The organism is Aliiruegeria haliotis (assembly GCF_003003255.1).
Taxonomy (GTDB): Bacteria; Pseudomonadota; Alphaproteobacteria; order Rhodobacterales; family Rhodobacteraceae; genus Tropicimonas; species Tropicimonas haliotis.
In genome coordinates this window covers 36,866-54,017 of record NZ_PVTD01000005.1, presented here as the reverse complement: position 1 = coordinate 54,017, position 17,152 = coordinate 36,866, and the positions used below count along the sequence as shown (strand labels likewise).

Sequence of the window (17,152 nt, the reverse complement as noted above, 5' to 3'; positions counted from 1 at the left end):
CCCGCCCGCACGGGGCGCTCAGCCTGCTATGCCGCAGCCGCGACCCCGGATACAAGCCTGCGATACAGGTCGAGCAGCTGCGCCTCGTGATCCTGCATCGACACGGGCGGCATCGCATTGGCCCAATACGCCTCAAGGTCGACCTTTCCATCGAGAATATCGCGAATCCGACTCTCGAAACTCTTGATACTGTTGGCCTCAAAGACCATCGACGGGGTATTGCCCAGCTCCTGCGCCCCGCCCAGATCGCTTGTCAGCAACGGTATGTGACGGGCGTGCATCTCGATGGCGACCTGCGGGAGGTTGTCTTCCCATTGGACCGGCACGACGCCGACGTCTACCCGCTCCAGCAAGGCGTCGAGTTGGTTGTGGGAATAGCCGTCCGCATGAAGCACATCATTCAGATGATTGCCCACCTGGTTCAACCGCGCCATAGCGTCCTCTTCACCGGTCTTGGCGCATACAACGAGATTGATGCGGTTGGCGAGGTCTTCGGGCAGCGATTTCAGTGCCCGCATCAGGAAATAGAACCCCTTGTCGCGCCGCATGTAGCCCAGGAAGCCCAGTGTGACCGTCCCGTCCTCCTTCACCAGTGAAGGTTTCGCCTCGGTTTTCTCGAAAAGGTCTGCCTGTTGCGTGCCGATGTAGCTGGTCTCCAGCAACGCCGGGTCGAGTCCGAACTTCGCCGCCACCTCGCCTACGCGGTTGGACACGCACAGGATCCGGTCGCAGTTCTCGTTCATGATCGCGACGATCTTCTCCCGCCTTGCGCTGTAGTAGTCGGCCAGGCTGATCCTTTGGTACAGCGGCTTGCCGGCGAACTCGCCGACGTCGGCATCGGGGCCGACCGCATTCGCGAAGTCGAGCACCTCCCTGCTGCCGCTCGACCATTTTCGGGAGACGCGCAGCGCCTTGTTGGCCAACCTGTAGGCCGGGCCGAACAAGGTCCGAAACAGTCCGGTTCCCGGAGCAATCCCGTTCTTCTTCAGAACATAGGCGAGCGCGTTGGCCTGCCGAATCTGGTTGGCCTTGGGCATCTCCAGCAAGCAATCGGTGCATTTCCGCCCTCCCTCAAAATCGAGGCAGTTGCGCCGCTCTCTCTGCCACAGGTTCACCTGCGGGCAGACCGGGAAATAGTTGTGGAGGCTGAATATGACCTTGGTGTCCGGAAACCGCTCCTTGAGCGTCATCGCGGCCGCCGGTATCCCTTCGAGGTTGTTGAAATGCACAACATCGAACGGACCATGCGTTTCGATGAAGTCAAAGAACACCTGAACCGTCGCTTCATCGTTCAATTGGCTCCGGTGGCCGAATGCGTGGTGCCCGGGAGACATCACCGCCGAGTTGATGATCTCGAACCGTCGGGCGCGATTCTCCTTTGACCCGTGCCGGACCGGCTCCCAGCGGGGCGCGTTGGAGAACATGTCGTATGAAATGCCCGAGGATATAGAATACACATCCACATCCGACTTCTGACCAAGATGTGTGATCAGGTTCTTCTGGTAGACAGTGACGCCCCCGCCGCGCTTTTCAGCGTCGAGGTAGTCGACCCAGTTGTAATAGAGAATTTTCATCAATCAGCGCTCGTTCCTGCTGTCGCGTTGGTCCGCAAGGCTATTCACTGGTGTACGGGCTCGGTGCTGCACTGCAATGCGACATGCTTGGTCGCGGGTACGAGGTCAAGTCGCGGGGAGAGTCTTTCGGCCGTATATCGCCAGAAGCTCTGCCACGTGCTGCTCCATCGACACGGGGCGCATCGCCCCGGCCCAATAGGCGTTGAGGTCGATCTCACCACCAAGAATCGCCTCGATCCTTTCGTGAAGGCTCTGAGCATCCTCGGAGCGGAACACCATGTTTGGAAAGCGGCCAAGCTCTTGCGCGCCGCCCCTGTCGCTGGTCAGCAGCGGGATGTGGCGAGCGTGCATTTCGATGGCGACCTGGGGCAAGTTGTCTTCCCACAGAACCGGGATAATCCCGAAATCCACATCGCTCAACATCTCGTCCATGCTGTCCCTGGAATAGCCGTTGACCCAAGTGAGTGAGGCAAGTCTCCGTTCAAGCGCCGCGAACCTCCTCGCGATATCGTCGTCCCGACCTGCGGCCGCAAAAAGCACATGCAACCGTTCCAGAAGGTGGGCGGGCATGGCCTCCAGCGCGTCAAGCAGGAAGAAGAACCCCTTGTCCCGGCGCATGTAGCCGAGAAACGCCATCTTTGCCGTGCCATCCTCGTGCAGGATCCTGGCGCGCGGATTGGTTTCGGCGAAGCGATCGGCGTGGTCACTACCGATATAGCTGGTGTGCAGGAGCGACGGGGAGATCCCGTGTGTCTCGGCGATCAGTCGGACGCGATCGGAAACGCAGAGCACGTCGTCACAGTGCGCATTGATCGCCGCGACGAATTCACTTCGGCGCTGCCGAAATGCGCCCGCGACCAAGGGGTCCACCGCAGGTTGTGGTGCGGCGGAACGAGCAAACTTCTCCCCCTGTCGTGTCGCGGCGGCGCGACGGGCAGCTGCGAACTTGCGAACCGCCTTGATCCCGTAGCCCATGGCCGGCCCGGCGGCATGGGTGTGAAACGTGGTGCCGGGACCCAACCCACCCTTGTGCAGGGTGAAATTCACCGCGTTGGCCAATCGGCCCATTCGTGGGTTCAGCTTGAACGGAAGGCACTTTGCACAGCGGGCACCGCCCTCGAAGTCCGAGCAATGCTGACGCTCCTGGTGCCAGAAGTTCACCTGCGGACAGAAGGGATAGTAGTTGTGCAGCGCGAACACGAACCGGGTTTGCGGCAACCTGGCCTTCAGCGCGAGGACGTCCACCGGTATGCCTTCGAGATTGTTGAAGTGGATGACGTCGAAGGGTCCGTGTCGCGCAATGAAATCCGCGAAAACCTCGACCGTGGCTGCTCCCTCCACCTGCGCGGGGTCGCCAAAGGACATGTGAGACGGCGCCTGGCACTCCGAGTTCACAATCTCGAACCGGCGGTCGCGCCCGTCTTTCGGCCCGTGCACGACCTTCGCCCATCGCGGAGCCTTGCCGCCCAGATCGTAGGAAGTGCCACTCGACAGGAAAAAACAGCTCACACCCGAACACTGATCAAGGTGATCGAGCACATTGCGCTGGTACTGGGTCACCCCGCCGCCGCGCTTCTGGTGATCGAAGTAGTCGACCCAGTTGTAGAAGAGGATTCTCATGACATGTGCGTTCGGGTGGGGAGCCAGCTAGCGATTCAGGATGCTCAGGTGGAAGCGGTTGAGGAACAGAAGCCCAAGCGTCATGCAGATCAGGGAAACCGACACAAGGTAGACGATTGACACGTAGGGCGCCTCGTAGGTGGCATAGAACCCGCGTCGCATCAGTCCGACCACGTGGATCAGGGGGTTCCACCACAAACCGTCCTGATATTGGGACGGGACGTCCTCGAAGATGAAGAAGATGCAGGACAGCAGAAACAGCGGTCGGGTCAGGATGCCCCAGGTCGACTGCCACATCGACGAGACGGAGAACAGGAAGCAGTTCAGCACTCCGATCCCCAACCCCACAAATGCAGCCAGTACGAAAGAGGCGACGATCGCCGGAAGGTTCCGGATCGTGTTGAGGTCCCACAGAACATGGATACCCACAAAGATGATTACGCCGACCACACATTGCGTGATAAAGTTCAGCACGAACCGCGCAATGATCGCGTCCGTGTATTGCACGCCAGGGTAGTTGAGCAGTGGCTTGGAGTAGTTCAACGAGCCAGCGACCTTGGAGATCGTTGTCAGCGTCAGCTGCAGTGGCAGATAGCCGGTCGCGTAGAACAACGGGAAGTTGGTGCCCAAGCCGGGCGTTCGGATGCGCAGACCGACGGCGATGACGAGCACGAACATCGCCAGCGCACCAACCGGGTTCAGGATCGCCCAGAGGTAGCCACCGGCGTTCCTTCCGTAGGTCGTCTGCATCTCACGCAGGATCAACGCGACAATGGTTCGGCTGGTCTTGAAACTCCGCGGGCGGGAGACCGGTTTGAGTAGTTCGTCCATGCTGTGCTTTCTGCCACACTGGATAAAGCAGGCGGGACTATGTAGGAAGGAGCAAAAGTCTTCCATGGCTTTATTGTGGTTTGCAGGAACGAACCGTGGGAAAAATCGAAAAAAGCGGTCCGAGTGACACCACTCCGGCCGATACGACCCAGGACAACGAGCAGGCAGGTTTCAAATCATGGCGAGCGGCCAATGCCGAGCCCGGCATGACGGCAGGCGCAGACGCCACGCCAGAACCACCTGCCGAGGACGCTGTGGACACAGCGCCCGCCGGCGCGGGTGCAGGTCGCGGCAACGGAAAACGCGGCAAGGGCCCAAACGCCAGGCTGCGTGCCGGCATGCGTGCCCAGCAACAGGGCCGCAACAAACCCGTCGGACGGCGCGGAAAACTCGGAAAGAAGGGAGGAAAGGGCAAAGGCAAGGGAGTCGGTTTGCCTATGACTCCATTGGACCGGGAGGCCGCGAAAGAAGCCGGCGTGTCGCCAATCGCTTCCAAGCTCGATCTCCCAACCATTCCAGTAATGCCCCCGGCGCCACCTGCCCAAAGAAAGAAGCGTCACTACGGCGTCCTGATCAGCTTTCTGCTTATGGTCTTGGCCCCGTTGGTGGTAGCCAGCTGGTATCTGTTTACCCACGCTGCGGACCAGTACGCCTCCACCATGGGCTTCTCCGTCCGCAGGGAGGAGGGGGCCAACGCGGCCGAAGTGATCGGTGGCGTGATTGACTTCGGCTCGGGCGACACCTCCGATACCGACATCCTCTATGCGTATATTCAAAGCCACGGTCTGGTGAAACTCATCGACGACCAGCTCGACCTGCGAAAGATCTACTCCGTCCCCGAGAACGACCCCATTTTCACCATCGAGAAAGACGCCTCGATCGAGGATCTCCTGAGCTACTGGAAACGGATGGTCACCATCTATTACGACGGCGGTTCCGGTTTGCTGGAGACGCGCGTGCTGGCCTTCCGGCCGGAGGACGCACAGGCCATCTCGCAGGCAATCCTGGAAGAAAGCTCCCGCATCATCAACGAGTTAAGCCGTGTCGCACGCGAAGACTCCACGCAGTACGCCCGCAATGAGTTGAAGCTTGCCGAGCAACGCTTGAAGGAAGCCCGAAAGGCGTTGACCGACTTCCGGGCGCGGACGCAGATCGTGGATCCGAACGCCGACATCCAAGGGCAAATGGGCCTGCTCAACAACTTGCAGGCGCAGCTTGCGGACGCCCTGATCGAGCTCGACATGCTGCGCGACAACACCCGCTCCGGTGATCCCCGAATTCGACAGGGCGAGCAGAGGATCGATGTAATCGAGAACCGCATCGCAGAGGAGCGCAAGAAGTTCGGCATCGGAGAGACCGGTCCCGGGGCAAGGGCTTTCGCCTCTCTTGTCGGCGAATATGAGATCCTGACGGTGGACCGCGAGTTTGCCGAGCAGACCTACCTCGCCGCACTCGCCAACTACGACGCGGCGCAGGCGGAAGCACAACGGCAGACCCGCTATCTCGCCGCACATGAGAAACCTACACTTGCCGAGGAAGCAGAGTATCCCCAACGGGAAGTCATACTGGCCCTCATCGGCCTGTTCGCACTCGGTGCATGGTCGGTTTGTGTGCTGATCTACTATTCGATCCGGGATCGCAGGTAGGCGAGACACCCCGTGATCCAGCTGCATGACCTCAGAAAGACATTTCACCTGTCAGGGGAGTCCAAGACGATTCTGAACGGGGTAAATGCTGTCTTTCCAACCGGCGAAAGCGTCGGGCTGTTGGGACGCAACGGTGCGGGGAAGTCCAGCCTGCTGAAAATGATTGCCGGGACTCTCGAACCTGACAGCGGATTCATCACGTCGGACGGCACGATTTCCTGGCCCGTTGGCTTCGCCGGGAGCTTTCACAAGGAATTGACCGGCGCGCAGAATGTGCGGTTCATCGCCCGTGTCTACGGCGTGGACACTGACGAGCTGGTACGATTCGTCGAGGAGTTCGCCGAGCTTGGGGTGCACTATCATCTGCCAGTTCGCACGTATTCCTCGGGAATGCGCGGTCGTCTGTCCTTCGGCCTGTCCATGGGTATCCAGTTCGACACCTACCTCGTGGACGAGAGCACAGCCACGGGAGATGCGTCTTTCAAGTCCAAGAGCCGGGATTATTTCCTGAACCGTCTTGCAAATGGCAGTGCAATCGTGGTCAGTCACGGTTTGCGGCTCGTGCGCCAAATTTGCACATCAGGAGCTGTGTTGGATAACGGGCAGCTCGTGTACTACGAAAACGTCGAAGATGCGATCGCGCATCACCAGTACAACATGAACAGCTCACGAGCCGATGAGGACGACGAATGAGGAGCCGCACTTGACCGAACGTTACCTGGTCACCGGCGGCTGCGGTTTCGTCGGGTCAGTTCTCTGCGAGACACTGTTGAACGCGGGGCACGAGATCGTCGTGCTCGACAACCTGTCCTCGGGTGATCCTGCCCGCCTTGATCCGCACATCGAACTGGTGACAGGCGATATCTGTGACCGCCGCGCCATCGACACGGCACTCCGCGATGTGGATGGAGTGTTTCACCTGGCCGCGATTTCCTCGGTGGAATTGTGTTCCAGCCATCGCGCCGAGGCCAGCCGTACCAACCTGCAAGGCACGGTGACGCTGCTGGAGGCCACCGGCGAATTGCCTGTCGTCTTCACCTCATCGGCGGCCATCTACGGCGAGCAGGAGGAGCTTCCCGTTCGCGAGGAGGCGGTTCCGGCACCCAAGTCGCCCTACGCGATCGACAAACTTGGCGGTGAACGCCATTTGAAGTCGGCCGCAGAACTGCGCGGAGCACGTGGTGTTGCGCTTCGCCCGTTCAACATCTTCGGCCCCGGACAAGCGCCTAACTCGCCCTATTCCGGCGTCCTGACCCGCTTCGTCGAGGGTGCAAGAAACGGCGCAGCCTTGCATGTGAACGGGGATGGGGGCCAGACACGGGATTTCATCCACGTCGATGAGGTCGCCACGGCACTGGCCGCTGCCATGAAACTCGCAGTGTCTGCGGAACCCGGACTGTTCCTGTCGCTGAACATCTGCTCCGGGCAGACGATCTCGGTGTTGGAACTGGCGCGAATGGTCAACCGACTGGCAGGGTCGCAGACACCGATCTCTTTCGGCCCCGACCGTCTCGGCGACATTCGCCACTCGTCGGGCTGCCCGACCCTCGCGGAAGAGCATATTGGATTTCGTGCCTCGATGCCGCTGGAAACCGGTATCGCGGATATGCTCAAGGGAGCGCACCATCGCCCGCCCGCACGAAAGGCAGCAATGCCTTGACGCCACCCGTTGGGTGAAGACGCTTTTTTCGAGCGCATGAAAGGAACGGTTGTAACCACCTGAATCCAGGTGGGCCCTCACTTTTGCCGGTTGCAGCCGCCCCGGCCCCTCATCGGACCGACACACCGACACTCGCAGCGTTATCGTGCCCAGTCGGCCATGGCCAAGCGGCACCAAGGCCATAAGTGAAGGAAAAAGCCGTGCGGGATGGAAACGTATCGGCGGGATTGCATTCCGTCCATGCGCAGGATCTGTCGATGTACCCGAACACTAGTTACACTTGGAATGCCCGCAGTTCATGCAGGTCATGCATCCCTCGACCATTCTCAGGTCATATTGGCCACAGGACGGACAGGCCGGGCCCTTCGGTCGATCCCCGACGGCGACGCGCTCTGCCTCTGGATCCGACTTGAGTCCAAGTCCTTCTCCCTCGATAAAATCGATCGAGATCAGGTGTCGCTCGATGACACCGCCGATTGCAGCCAGAATGGAGGGCACGTATTTCCCCTGCATCCAGGCACCGCCGCGCGGGTCGAACACCGCCTTCAGTTCCTCCACGACGAACGAGACGTCACCGCCACGCCGGAACACCGCCGAGATCATCCGAGTCAGCGCAACCGTCCAGGCGAAATGCTCCATGTTCTTGGAGTTGATGAAGACCTCGAAAGGTCGTCGCGTGCCGTTCAGAACGATGTCGTTGATCGTGATGTAGATCGCATGCTCGCTGTCGGGCCACTTGACCTTGTAGGTGTTGCCTTCAAGTGCCTGCGGACGGTCCAGCGGCTCGGAGAGGTAGATCACATCCGCACCCTGATCGGCCTCTGGCGTCGCATCGGTGGTTTCGCTGACCGACAGGACCGAACCGGTAACATCGTTGGGTCGATAGGTCGTGCATCCCTTGCAACCCGAATCCCACGCTTGCATGTAAACGTCCTTGAAGGCGTCGAAGTCGATGTCTTCGGGGCAGTTGATGGTCTTTGAAATGGACGAATCCACCCATTTCTGCGCCGCCGCCTGCATCCGCACGTGATCGCTGGGCGCAAGCGTCTGGGCGTCGACAAAGTGCGACGGCAGATCCCGGTCGCCGTACTTGTCCCGCCACATCTGCACGGCGTAGTCCACCACCTCTTCCTCGGTTCGGGACCCGTCCTTCTGAAGGACCTTCCGCGTGTAGGAATAGGCAAAGACCGGTTCGATCCCGGAAGAGACATTGCCGGCATAGAGGCTGATCGTTCCGGTCGGCGCGATCGATGTCAGCAGCGCGTTGCGAACGCCGTGGGTTCGGACCGCCTCACGGACATCCTCATCCATGTTTTGGAGCGCGCCGCTTTCAAGGTACTTCTCGGCATCGAAGAGCGGGAAGGCCCCCTTCTCCCGTGCCAGATCCACCGACGCCAGATACGCGGCGCGAGCGATACGGTGCAGCCAGCGAGAGGTTTGACGCGCCGCTTCCTCCGATCCGTAGCGCAGCCCAACCATGAGCAGCGCATCGGCGAGACCGGTCACGCCGAGCCCGATCCGTCGCTTTGCCTGCGCCTCCTGTGCCTGTTGCTCCAGCGGGAAGCGGGACGCATCGACGACGTTGTCCATCATCCGCACCGCGGTGGTGACCAGCTCGTCCAGCGCGCCTTCGTCGATCTCCGCAGCGTCCTCGAACGGGGCGGACACCAGCCTCGCGAGGTTGATCGACCCCAGCAAGCAGGCGCCATAGGGTGGCAGCGGCTGTTCTCCGCAAGGATTGGTGGCTGCAATCGTCTCGCAATAGGCGAGGTTGTTCATTGCGTTGATCCGGTCGATGAAGATCACGCCCGGCTCCGCATAGTCGTAGGTCGACTGCATGATCCGGTTCCAGAGGTCGCGCGCTTGGACCGTGTGGTAGACCTTGCCGTCGAACTGCAGCTCCCACGGTCCGTCGGCCTTCACGGCCTCCATGAAGGCATCGGTAACCAGCACCGACATGTTGAACATCCGCAACCGTGCAGGATCGGATTTGGCCGTGATGAAATCCTCGATATCGGGATGGTCACAGCGCATCGTTGCCATCATCGCGCCGCGGCGCGACCCCGCCGACATGATTGTCCGGCACATCGCATCCCACACATCCATGAAGGACAGAGGCCCGGAGGCGTCGGCGGCAACGCCCTTCACATCCGCACCGCGCGGGCGGATCGTGGAGAAATCGTAGCCGATTCCCCCTCCCTGCTGCATCGTCAGCGCAGCCTCTTTCAACATGTCGAAGATCCCGCCCATGTCATCGGGAATCGTCCCCATGACGAAACAGTTGAACAGCGTCACGACTCGGCCCGTGCCGGCCCCCGCGGTGATCCGACCGGCCGGGAGAAACTGGAAGTCCTCCAGCGCGGCGTAGAATTTGTTCTCCCAGTGTCCCGGATCGCTTTCCTGCTCGGAAAGTGCGCGCGCAATGCGGCGCCAGGTGTCCTCCACGGACAGGTCCAGCGGCGCGCCATCCGCCTGTTTCAGGCGGTATTTCATATCCCAGATGGATTCGGCGATCGGGGCGGCAAAGCGGGTCATGGGCGTTTCCTGAAAGCTCGCGGAAGGAGAACCACACTAGAATGAAGCGACGCTGAAATCCACCACAGTTTGATCTTCGCGACGCAAGGGGTACATTATATGCCTCGCCTGTGGGGGAATCTGTGGATAACGTCGTCAACCTCGTAAAACTCTGTGTCGGTGCCGAAAACGTGGAGGATCTGCTGGAGTGGCAGGGCTCGCCACGCGCCTGGGGCCCTGACGGCGCACCGCGTCACATCACCCGCATGTGGCCGAAGCGCGAGGCCGAGATCCTCAATGGCGGATCGCTCTACTGGGTATTCAAGGGACTGATTCTCGCTCGACAGCGCATTGTCCGGCTGGATGAGGTTCTGGGCGGCGACGGGATCACCCGCTGTGCGCTTGTGCTCGACACGACCGTGCACCGGACGGAAGCCGTGCCCAAGCGTCCGTTCCAGGGCTGGCGCTACCTCAAACCCGAGGATGCCCCCGCCGACCTTGCTAAGGCCCGGCAACATGAGGACCCCCTGCCCCCGGCCTTGTCCGCCGCACTGGCGGAAATCGGCGTGCGCTGACCCCTTGACCGATGGCAGGGATGTGCCCACCTTCGGGGACGGTTTTTTTGAGCAACGGAATTGTCCCATGTCCCTTCGCGTCCTGTTTCCATCGATCTTCCTGTCGATCGCTGCCGCCAGCCTGCCCGCACAGTCCCAGAACATGGCGCCCGAGCTGTTTCTGGACGGGAAGGATTGCGACCAGATCCTTGAATGGGCGTCTCGGCCCGCAGACGTCCTCAAACCGGAACTGGACGAGATGCTTGGTTCAGACATGGCCGGCATGTTGAACGGGTCAATGGGGAAGCAAGTCGCGCGCGCGATCGAACGGCAGGAACTCAGCGACAACTGGTTCGCCAGGCCCTGCACCTTCACCGATGAGCAGCTGTCGCAGATGGCTCCCCTGCGCGAAGCCTATATCCAGCACATCCAGGGCATGATCACCGAATAGCACGCCGTCAGGCGGAGATCATCTCCGCCAGTTCATTCAGAGCCGCCTTCTGGGCCATGCTCCAGCTAGCTGTCTTGGAACGGAACAAGGTCGCCTGGCTGCGATGGATCATCCCGTCCGCGAGGATCTTCAGGTGGTTCGCCCGCAATGTCTCCCCGGTGGAGGTGATGTCCGCCACGGCCTCCGCCGTCAGGTTCTTCACCGTGCCTTCGGTTGCACCCTGACTGTCGACCAGCTTGTAGTCCGCGACACCCATTTCCCGAAGGTACTCACGCACCAGCCGGTGATACTTGGTGGCAATCCGAAGCCTGTGGCCGTGCACTTTGCGGAATGCGGACGCTGCCGCATCCAGATCCTCCACCGTGTCCACATCGGCCCAACACTTCGGCACCGCGATGATGAGATCGGCCTGCCCAAAGCCCATCCGCGAAAGCTCTTCAACACGGCTTTCCCAGCCCGGGATCCGTTCTCGCACGAGGTCGCTGCCCGTGACGCCGAGGTGAATGCGCCCCGCGTTCAACTCGCGCGGGATTTCGCCAGCTGACAGCAAAACCAGATCCACACCGTCGATGCCGCCGACGGCGCCCGCATACTCGCGGTCCGATCCCGTGCGCCGGATATCCAGACCGCGCGCACCGAACCAGTCGAAGGTCTTCTCCATCAGCCTGCCCTTGGAGGGCACCCCGAGTTTCAGGCTCATTTCGCGCCCTCCGTGGCCAGTTCCAGCAACAGGCCGGGCCGGACCATGCCGCCGACCGCCGGGATCTCCCGCCCCTGCCCCAGCACGCGCGTGAGCGCGTCATAGCGCCCACCAAGCGCCACCGGCGGCAGGTCTGGACGGCCGGGAACCGAGAAACTGAAGACGAAACCGTCATAATACTCCATTGTCGAGCGGCCGTGGCTGGTGTCGAACTCCAGCCGCGCGAGGTCCACCCCGCGTTCGCACATCACGTCCAGGCGGCGTTCCAGCCGGTCCAGAGAGGCATCCAGCACGGGCAGGTCCACGGCAATGTCCCGAAGCCGCGCCAGCGCATTCCACGGCGTCTCGCGGATCTCCAGCAGGTCGTCGATCAGTGCCACCTGGTTGGCCGACAATGGTGGGGTTTCCGCATCTTCCTGCAATGTCCGCATGCGCTGGACGACTTCAGCCGGCTCGCGGAGACCGATGAACAGCCCCTCTGCGGCGATGATCTCCTCCGGTGCCTCGGACTCCAGCCGCCTGAGCAGTGCCGTCCGGCTCGCGGGAACCTTCGCGCGACCGGCGAAGCGGTCCAGCAGCGCCCGGAACCGGCGCGGGCGCCAGATGTGGCGCAGCAGGGCCGCCTTGCGCGCATCCGAGGCGTCAAGCCCCTCGACTGCCGCGGCCAGCAAGCCGATATCCCCCATCTCCGCTCGCAGTTTCAGCGGCGAGAGCAGCGCGGAGAACTGAACGAACAACTCCGCCTCGGCCGCTGCCGGATCGGCTGCATCGATGATCTCCATACCCGCCTGGAAATACTCGTTATCCCGGCCGGGCTCGATCATCTCCTGACGGCGAAAGACCTCACCGGCATAGGTGTAGCGCGCCTCGCCGGAATGGCCGTTGGCCACGTGCATCTGCACGACCGGAACGGTGAAATCCGGGCGAAGCATCTGCTCCCCCTTGAGCGGATCCGCCGTGACATAGGCGCGGGCGCGAATGTCCTCTCCGTACAGGTCCAGCAGCGCGGTTGCGGGTTGCAGGATATCGGGATCGACAGGGGTCGCCCCGGCCTCCTGGAATACCGCCTGAAGCCGGGCAGCCTCTGCCCGGATCTGGTCCTTGCTGGGCATATCTCAGCCTTCCTGCCGAAGCATCTTGCGGATTTCGGCAACGAGATCGCCGCGCGGGATTTCGCGCTGCGCCGGCTGGCTCTTCCACTCTTCGAGGCTCGCGCTTTCCGCGATCTTCGCGCCAAGCACGAGGTCCTTGACCTGCACGACGCCCCGCGCCGCCTCATCCTCGCCCTCGATCACCGCAACGGGCGACAGACGTTTGTCTGCATATTTGAGCTGGTTGCCGAAGTTCTTCGGGTTTCCGAGATAGACCTCCGCCCGGATGCCGGCATTGCGCAGCTCGCCAACCATCGCCTGGTAATCGGCCATGCGGTTGCGATCCATAACGGTAACGATCACCGGACCCTGGGCTATGCCATCCATGCGCCCTTTTGCCCGCAACGCGGCGAGCAGCCGGTCGACGCCAATGGACACCCCGGTCGCGGGCACCGCCTGCCCGGTGAAGCGTTTGACGAGGTCGTCATAGCGGCCGCCACCAGCGACCGAGCCGAATTGCTGCGGCCTGCCCTTGGCGTCCATGATTTCGAAGGTCAGCTCGGCTTCGAACACCGGACCGGTGTAGTAGCCCAGGCCCCGCACAACCGACGGGTCTATCTCCGTCCGGTCGGGTCCGTATCCCTGTGCGGCGAGCAACGCGCCGATCTGTTCCAGTTCGTCGACACCGGTCGCCCCTGTTGGCGAGCCGGCAACCACTTCACGCAAGGACGCAATCGTTGCAGCGGCATCCGCACCCTTGGCCTGCATGAACGCCAGAACGGTGTCCGCGACCGCATCCCCGAGACCGACGCCGTCGATGAAGGCACCCGACTGGTCCTTGCGTCCCGTGGTCAGCAGTTGCCGCACGCCGTCCGCGCCAACCTTGTCGAACTTGTCGATGGTGCGCAGAACCGCGTCGGCGGTTGCCTGATCCTCGGCCGGGTTAAGCCCCACGGCCTCCAGCACACCATTCAGCACCTTGCGATTGTTGATCCGCACCAGGTAGTCGCCGCGCGGAATGCCCACACGCTCCAGCGTATCGCTGAGCATGGAGCAAATCTCCGCATCCGCGGCCACGCTCGGCGCGCCGACGGTATCCGCATCGCATTGGTAGAACTGGCGGTAGCGCCCGGGCCCCGGTTTCTCGTTGCGCCAGACTGGCCCCATCGCGTAGCGCCGGTAGGGGTTCGGCAGATCGTTGCGAAACTGGGCCGCCACCCGCGCGAGCGGCGCCGTCAGGTCATATCGCAGTGCCAGCCAGTCGCCATCCTCTTCCCACGCGAAGACACCTTCGTTCGGGCGGTCGACATCGGGCAGGAACTTGCCCAATGCTTCGACGGTCTCCACGGCAGAAGTTTCCAGCGGGTCATACCCGTAAAGATGGTAGACCTCCGCAATCTGCCCAAGCATATGGTTGCGCTCAGCCACTTCCGCGCCAAAATAGTCGCGGAAGCCCTTGGGCGTCTCTGCCTTGGGGCGGCGGGGCTTCTTGTCCTTAGCCATCGGAAGGTCCTCGGGTTCTCTTGTCGCGGCAGCGTCTAGCCCAAGGCAGCCAACCCCGCAAGGCGGCCCGGGAAAAGGTCGCATTGGAGCATGCAGTCATGAGCGACCAGAAAATCGAGGAAGAACTGGCTTTCCTACGCGCCGCGACGGAGGATCTCTCCGATATTGTCGCGCGCCAGGGCAAGGAAATCGAGGTCCTTAATCGACGGGTGCAAATGCTGCTCAAGCGTGCCGCAGAGCAGGAATCGGAGGGCGGCGGCGGAGCCGTGTTCTCGGACGAGCGTCCGCCGCACTACTGACCCTTGTCAGGCGCCGACGTCCGATTGCAGAAGGCGCACACCGTTGATCTTCCACCCTTCGGGCGCCGGGACCATTTCGTATTCCAGCGCGTGCGGCACGCCTCGCTCATCGGTCACGATCACAACCTGGACACGACGATCCGATTTCTCCGACATTGCCCCGAAGCGAATCTCGCCGGGGCGCCAGACCATCGGATAGCCACGCCGAACCATTTCTCCGAAAGTCTCCGGCGTTCTGAAGATTCCCTGTATCGAAGGGGAGGCGTGCCCGAATGCGCGCTCCCAGTCGTCAGACTGGAAGGCCGCCATCTGGTCGCGGATCACGTCTTCGACACTGCCCGAGGAAGCTTGCTGCGCGGGGGCCATCTGCGCCAGAACCGCCAACATCACCACGCCAAGAGCTTCTCTGTAGAACATCGCTGATCCTCCGTTGCGAGAGGACCTAGCGTGACGCCGGGGAAGGTCAAAGGCGACCCGGCGTCGAATCCCTCAAAAGGCTCAACAGGAAACGGCGGCACCCGGGTGGGCACCGCCGTTGACTTCACGCCACGCCGGGTCAGGCGGAAAGCAGCTCGCCGGCCAGACCTTTCTCGATCAACCCCACGGTCTCTTCCACACCGTAGAGTGCGATGAAGCCGCCGAAACGCGGGCCCTGGCTGGCACCCATCAGCACCTCGTAGATCGCCTTGAACCAATCTCGCAGCGGCTCGAACTCATGCGCCTTGCCGACGGCGAAGACGACGCTCTGCAGTTCCTCCGCGTCGAGCCCGCCGTCCCACGCCCGCAGGCGCCCGGCGAGATCCTCAAGCGCGGCGCGTTCCTTGTCGTCTGGCGCGCGGAAGGTCTTCGCCGGCTTCACGAAGTCATTGTAGAACCGCACGGCAAACCCGGCCGCCTCGTCGAGATGCGGATGGGTCTCCGCGCTGGCCTCGGGCGCATAGCGCTTGATGAAGCCCCACAACGCATCCTTGTCCTCGGCCCCCGCAACGGAGGCAAGGTTCAGCAGCATGGCGAAATTCACCACCATGTCGGAGGACGGAACGTTGTGCCCGTGGATATGGAACACGGGGTTGTTCAGCCGCGCCTTCAGATCTTGCCCGGGATAGGCATTGAGCTGCTGGTGGTACTCGTCCACGGCCTTCGGGATGACGTCGAAATACAGCCGCTTTGCCGTCTTCGGCTTCAGGTACATGAAATAGCTCAGCGATTCCGGCGCCGCATAGGTCAGCCACTCCTCCATCGACAGGCCATTGCCCTTCGACTTGGAGATCTTCTGCCCATTCTCGTCGTTGAACAGCTCGTAGGAGAGTGTCTCCGGCGGCTTCTGGCCCAACGCGCGACAGATCTTTGTCGACTGGGTGACCGAATCGATCAGGTCCTTTCCCGACATCTCATAGTCGACGCCGAGCGCGGCCCAGCGCAGCGCCCAGTCGGGCTTCCACTGCATCTTTACATGGCCACCAGTCACCAGCACCTCGACACGCTCGCCATCCGGTTCCTCGTAGACGATCGTGCCTTTTTCGACATTGCGTTCCAGCGTCGGGACCTGGAGAACGTGACCCGTCTTCGGACTGACAGGCAGGAAGGGCGAATAGGTCGCCCGCCGCTCCTCACCCAGCGTCGGCAGCATGATCTCCATGATCTTGTCGAATCGCTCAAGCGCCACGAGCAGCATCTCGTCGAACCGCCCGGAGCGGTAGTACTCGGTCGCCGAGGCGAACTCGTACTCGAAGCCAAAGCTGTCGAGAAATGCACAAAGCCGTGCGTTGTTGTGCTGGGCAAAGCCCTCGTGGGTGCCAAAGGGATCGGGCACGTCCGTCAACGGCAGGCCGAGGTGTTCCGCCAGCATTTCCTGATTGGGCAGGTTGCCCGGCACCTTCCGGAACCCGTCCATGTCGTCGGAAAAGGCGATCAGCCGGGTCGGAATGTCGGACATCATCTCGAAGGCGCGGCGCACCATCGTGGTGCGGGCCACCTCTCCGAAAGTACCGATATGCGGCAGACCGCTGGGTCCATATCCCGTCTGGAACAGCACGTATCCCTTCTCGGGCGGTGCCTTCTGGTAGCGTTTCAGCACCCGCCGCGCCTCTTCGAAGGGCCAGGCCTTGGAGGTCATCGCTGCTTCGCGCATCTCGGACATTGAAACGTCTTTCCTGTCATGGCGTGGCCCCATGCCACGCGAAAATGTTCGGACCCTGAGCCCGAACGGCCCTCTCCCTATTGCGGGGCAGCGCCAGCGTCAATAAATCAGGGCATAGCATAGCCGCGAAGGAGCCCAAGATGCCCCAGGACCCGAACCCCCTATCCCCGCAGGACGCGCTCGTCGCGGTGATGATCGCCACCTCTGTGTCCGACGAGAACATTCGCACGTCCGAACTTGTCACGATCGAGCGGGTGGTGAACCATCTGCCCGTCTTTGCCAACTACGACGTGGACCATATCCGCACCATGGCCAATCTGGTCTTCGATCTTTTTGAGGACGAAGACGGCGTCGATGCGTTGCTTGGACTGGCGCGCAAGGCATTGCCCGAGCATCTTTTCGAGACCTCCTACGCATTGTGCTGCGACGTGGCCGCCGCCGACGGCCGGTTGTCGGAAGAGGAGCTTCGGATGCTCGAAGAGGTCCGCCACCAGTTCAACATCCCGCGTCTGAACGCCGCCGCGATTGAACGCGGTGCGCGGGCACGTCACATGATCGTCTGAGGATGC

At 61.8% G+C, this 17,152-nt stretch carries 16 protein-coding genes; 7 read left to right on the top strand and 9 right to left on the bottom strand.

What is annotated here, in order from left to right:
* Positions 1 to 26: 26 nt before the first annotated feature.
* The 3 genes from CLV78_RS13310 to CLV78_RS13300 all read right to left on the bottom strand — a co-directional run bounded on the left by CLV78_RS13310 (position 27) and on the right by CLV78_RS13300 (position 4,025).
* Complete coding sequence (locus tag CLV78_RS13310) at positions 27 to 1,574, bottom strand: glycosyltransferase (protein ID WP_106205324.1); 1,548 nt, start codon at positions 1,572 to 1,574, stop codon at positions 27 to 29.
* A 105-nt stretch (positions 1,575 to 1,679) separates the two neighbouring features.
* Entirely contained in the window at positions 1,680 to 3,194 is a 1,515-nt protein-coding gene (locus CLV78_RS13305; protein WP_106205323.1) for a glycosyltransferase, read from the bottom strand.
* Positions 3,195 to 3,221: 27 nt separating this feature from the next.
* Complete coding sequence (locus tag CLV78_RS13300; RefSeq protein WP_106205322.1) at positions 3,222 to 4,025, bottom strand: ABC transporter permease; 804 nt, start codon at positions 4,023 to 4,025, stop codon at positions 3,222 to 3,224.
* A 437-nt stretch (positions 4,026 to 4,462) separates the two neighbouring features.
* Between CLV78_RS13300 and CLV78_RS13295 the strand changes: the two genes are divergently transcribed.
* Genes CLV78_RS13295 through CLV78_RS13285 form a run of 3 tightly spaced genes read left to right on the top strand, consistent with a single transcriptional unit; the run spans position 4,463 to position 7,331 of the window.
* Positions 4,463 to 5,671 (top strand): KpsE/RkpR family capsule polysaccharide export protein, encoded by a 1,209-nt coding sequence (locus CLV78_RS13295; protein WP_245925048.1) that lies wholly within the window; start codon positions 4,463 to 4,465, stop codon positions 5,669 to 5,671.
* Positions 5,672 to 5,683: 12 nt separating this feature from the next.
* Positions 5,684 to 6,364 carry an ABC transporter ATP-binding protein gene (locus CLV78_RS13290; RefSeq protein WP_106205321.1) on the top strand — a complete coding sequence of 227 codons (681 nt, stop codon included), beginning with the start codon at positions 5,684 to 5,686 and terminating at the stop codon, positions 6,362 to 6,364.
* A 10-nt stretch (positions 6,365 to 6,374) separates the two neighbouring features.
* Positions 6,375 to 7,331 carry an NAD-dependent epimerase/dehydratase family protein gene (locus tag CLV78_RS13285; protein WP_158263519.1) on the top strand — a complete coding sequence of 319 codons (957 nt, stop codon included), beginning with the start codon at positions 6,375 to 6,377 and terminating at the stop codon, positions 7,329 to 7,331.
* Positions 7,332 to 7,601: 270 nt separating this feature from the next.
* On the opposite strand, the gene CLV78_RS13280 is transcribed toward CLV78_RS13285, so the two are convergent.
* The gene (locus tag CLV78_RS13280) at positions 7,602 to 9,866 is read right to left on the bottom strand and encodes an adenosylcobalamin-dependent ribonucleoside-diphosphate reductase (protein WP_106205319.1); all 2,265 of its coding nucleotides are present in this window, start codon (positions 9,864 to 9,866) and stop codon (positions 7,602 to 7,604) included.
* Positions 9,867 to 9,988: 122 nt separating this feature from the next.
* Between CLV78_RS13280 and CLV78_RS13275 the strand changes: the two genes are divergently transcribed.
* A complete protein-coding gene (locus CLV78_RS13275; protein WP_106205318.1) occupies positions 9,989 to 10,420 on the top strand; it encodes a DUF1489 family protein in 432 nt (143 codons plus the stop codon).
* Positions 10,421 to 10,487: 67 nt separating this feature from the next.
* Positions 10,488 to 10,850 (top strand): hypothetical protein, encoded by a 363-nt coding sequence (locus CLV78_RS13270; protein WP_106205317.1) that lies wholly within the window; start codon positions 10,488 to 10,490, stop codon positions 10,848 to 10,850.
* A gap of 7 nt (positions 10,851 to 10,857) precedes the next feature.
* Here CLV78_RS13270 and hisG read toward each other — a convergent pair whose 3' ends face one another.
* The 3 genes from hisG to hisS are packed head-to-tail and all read right to left on the bottom strand — an operon-like array spanning position 10,858 to position 14,144.
* Positions 10,858 to 11,550 (bottom strand): ATP phosphoribosyltransferase, encoded by a 693-nt coding sequence (gene hisG, locus CLV78_RS13265; RefSeq protein WP_106205316.1) that lies wholly within the window; start codon positions 11,548 to 11,550, stop codon positions 10,858 to 10,860.
* Positions 11,547 to 12,662, bottom strand: a complete 1,116-nt coding sequence (locus CLV78_RS13260) for an ATP phosphoribosyltransferase regulatory subunit (RefSeq protein ID WP_106205315.1) — start codon at positions 12,660 to 12,662, stop codon at positions 11,547 to 11,549. Before CLV78_RS13260 ends, hisG begins: the two co-directional genes overlap by 4 nt.
* Positions 12,663 to 12,665: 3 nt before the next feature.
* Positions 12,666 to 14,144 (bottom strand): histidine--tRNA ligase, encoded by a 1,479-nt coding sequence (hisS, locus tag CLV78_RS13255; protein WP_106205314.1) that lies wholly within the window; start codon positions 14,142 to 14,144, stop codon positions 12,666 to 12,668.
* 98 nt (positions 14,145 to 14,242) lie between these two features.
* Here hisS and CLV78_RS13250 point away from each other — a divergent pair, with 98 nt between their 5' ends.
* Positions 14,243 to 14,443, top strand: coding sequence for a SlyX family protein (locus CLV78_RS13250; protein WP_106205313.1), 201 nt, complete (start codon positions 14,243 to 14,245; stop codon positions 14,441 to 14,443).
* Between the two features lie 6 nt (positions 14,444 to 14,449).
* Here the strand turns inward: CLV78_RS13250 and CLV78_RS13245 are convergent, their stop codons facing one another.
* The gene (locus CLV78_RS13245; protein ID WP_106205312.1) at positions 14,450 to 14,860 is read right to left on the bottom strand and encodes a DUF4864 domain-containing protein; all 411 of its coding nucleotides are present in this window, start codon (positions 14,858 to 14,860) and stop codon (positions 14,450 to 14,452) included.
* 139 nt (positions 14,861 to 14,999) lie between these two features.
* Positions 15,000 to 16,583: a lysine--tRNA ligase gene (locus CLV78_RS13240; RefSeq protein ID WP_106205311.1), complete on the bottom strand. Its 1,584-nt coding sequence runs from the start codon at positions 16,581 to 16,583 to the stop codon at positions 15,000 to 15,002.
* A 140-nt stretch (positions 16,584 to 16,723) separates the two neighbouring features.
* Here CLV78_RS13240 and CLV78_RS13235 point away from each other — a divergent pair, with 140 nt between their 5' ends.
* Positions 16,724 to 17,146, top strand: coding sequence for a tellurite resistance TerB family protein (locus tag CLV78_RS13235; RefSeq protein ID WP_106205310.1), 423 nt, complete (start codon positions 16,724 to 16,726; stop codon positions 17,144 to 17,146).
* Positions 17,147 to 17,152 lie beyond the last annotated feature (6 nt).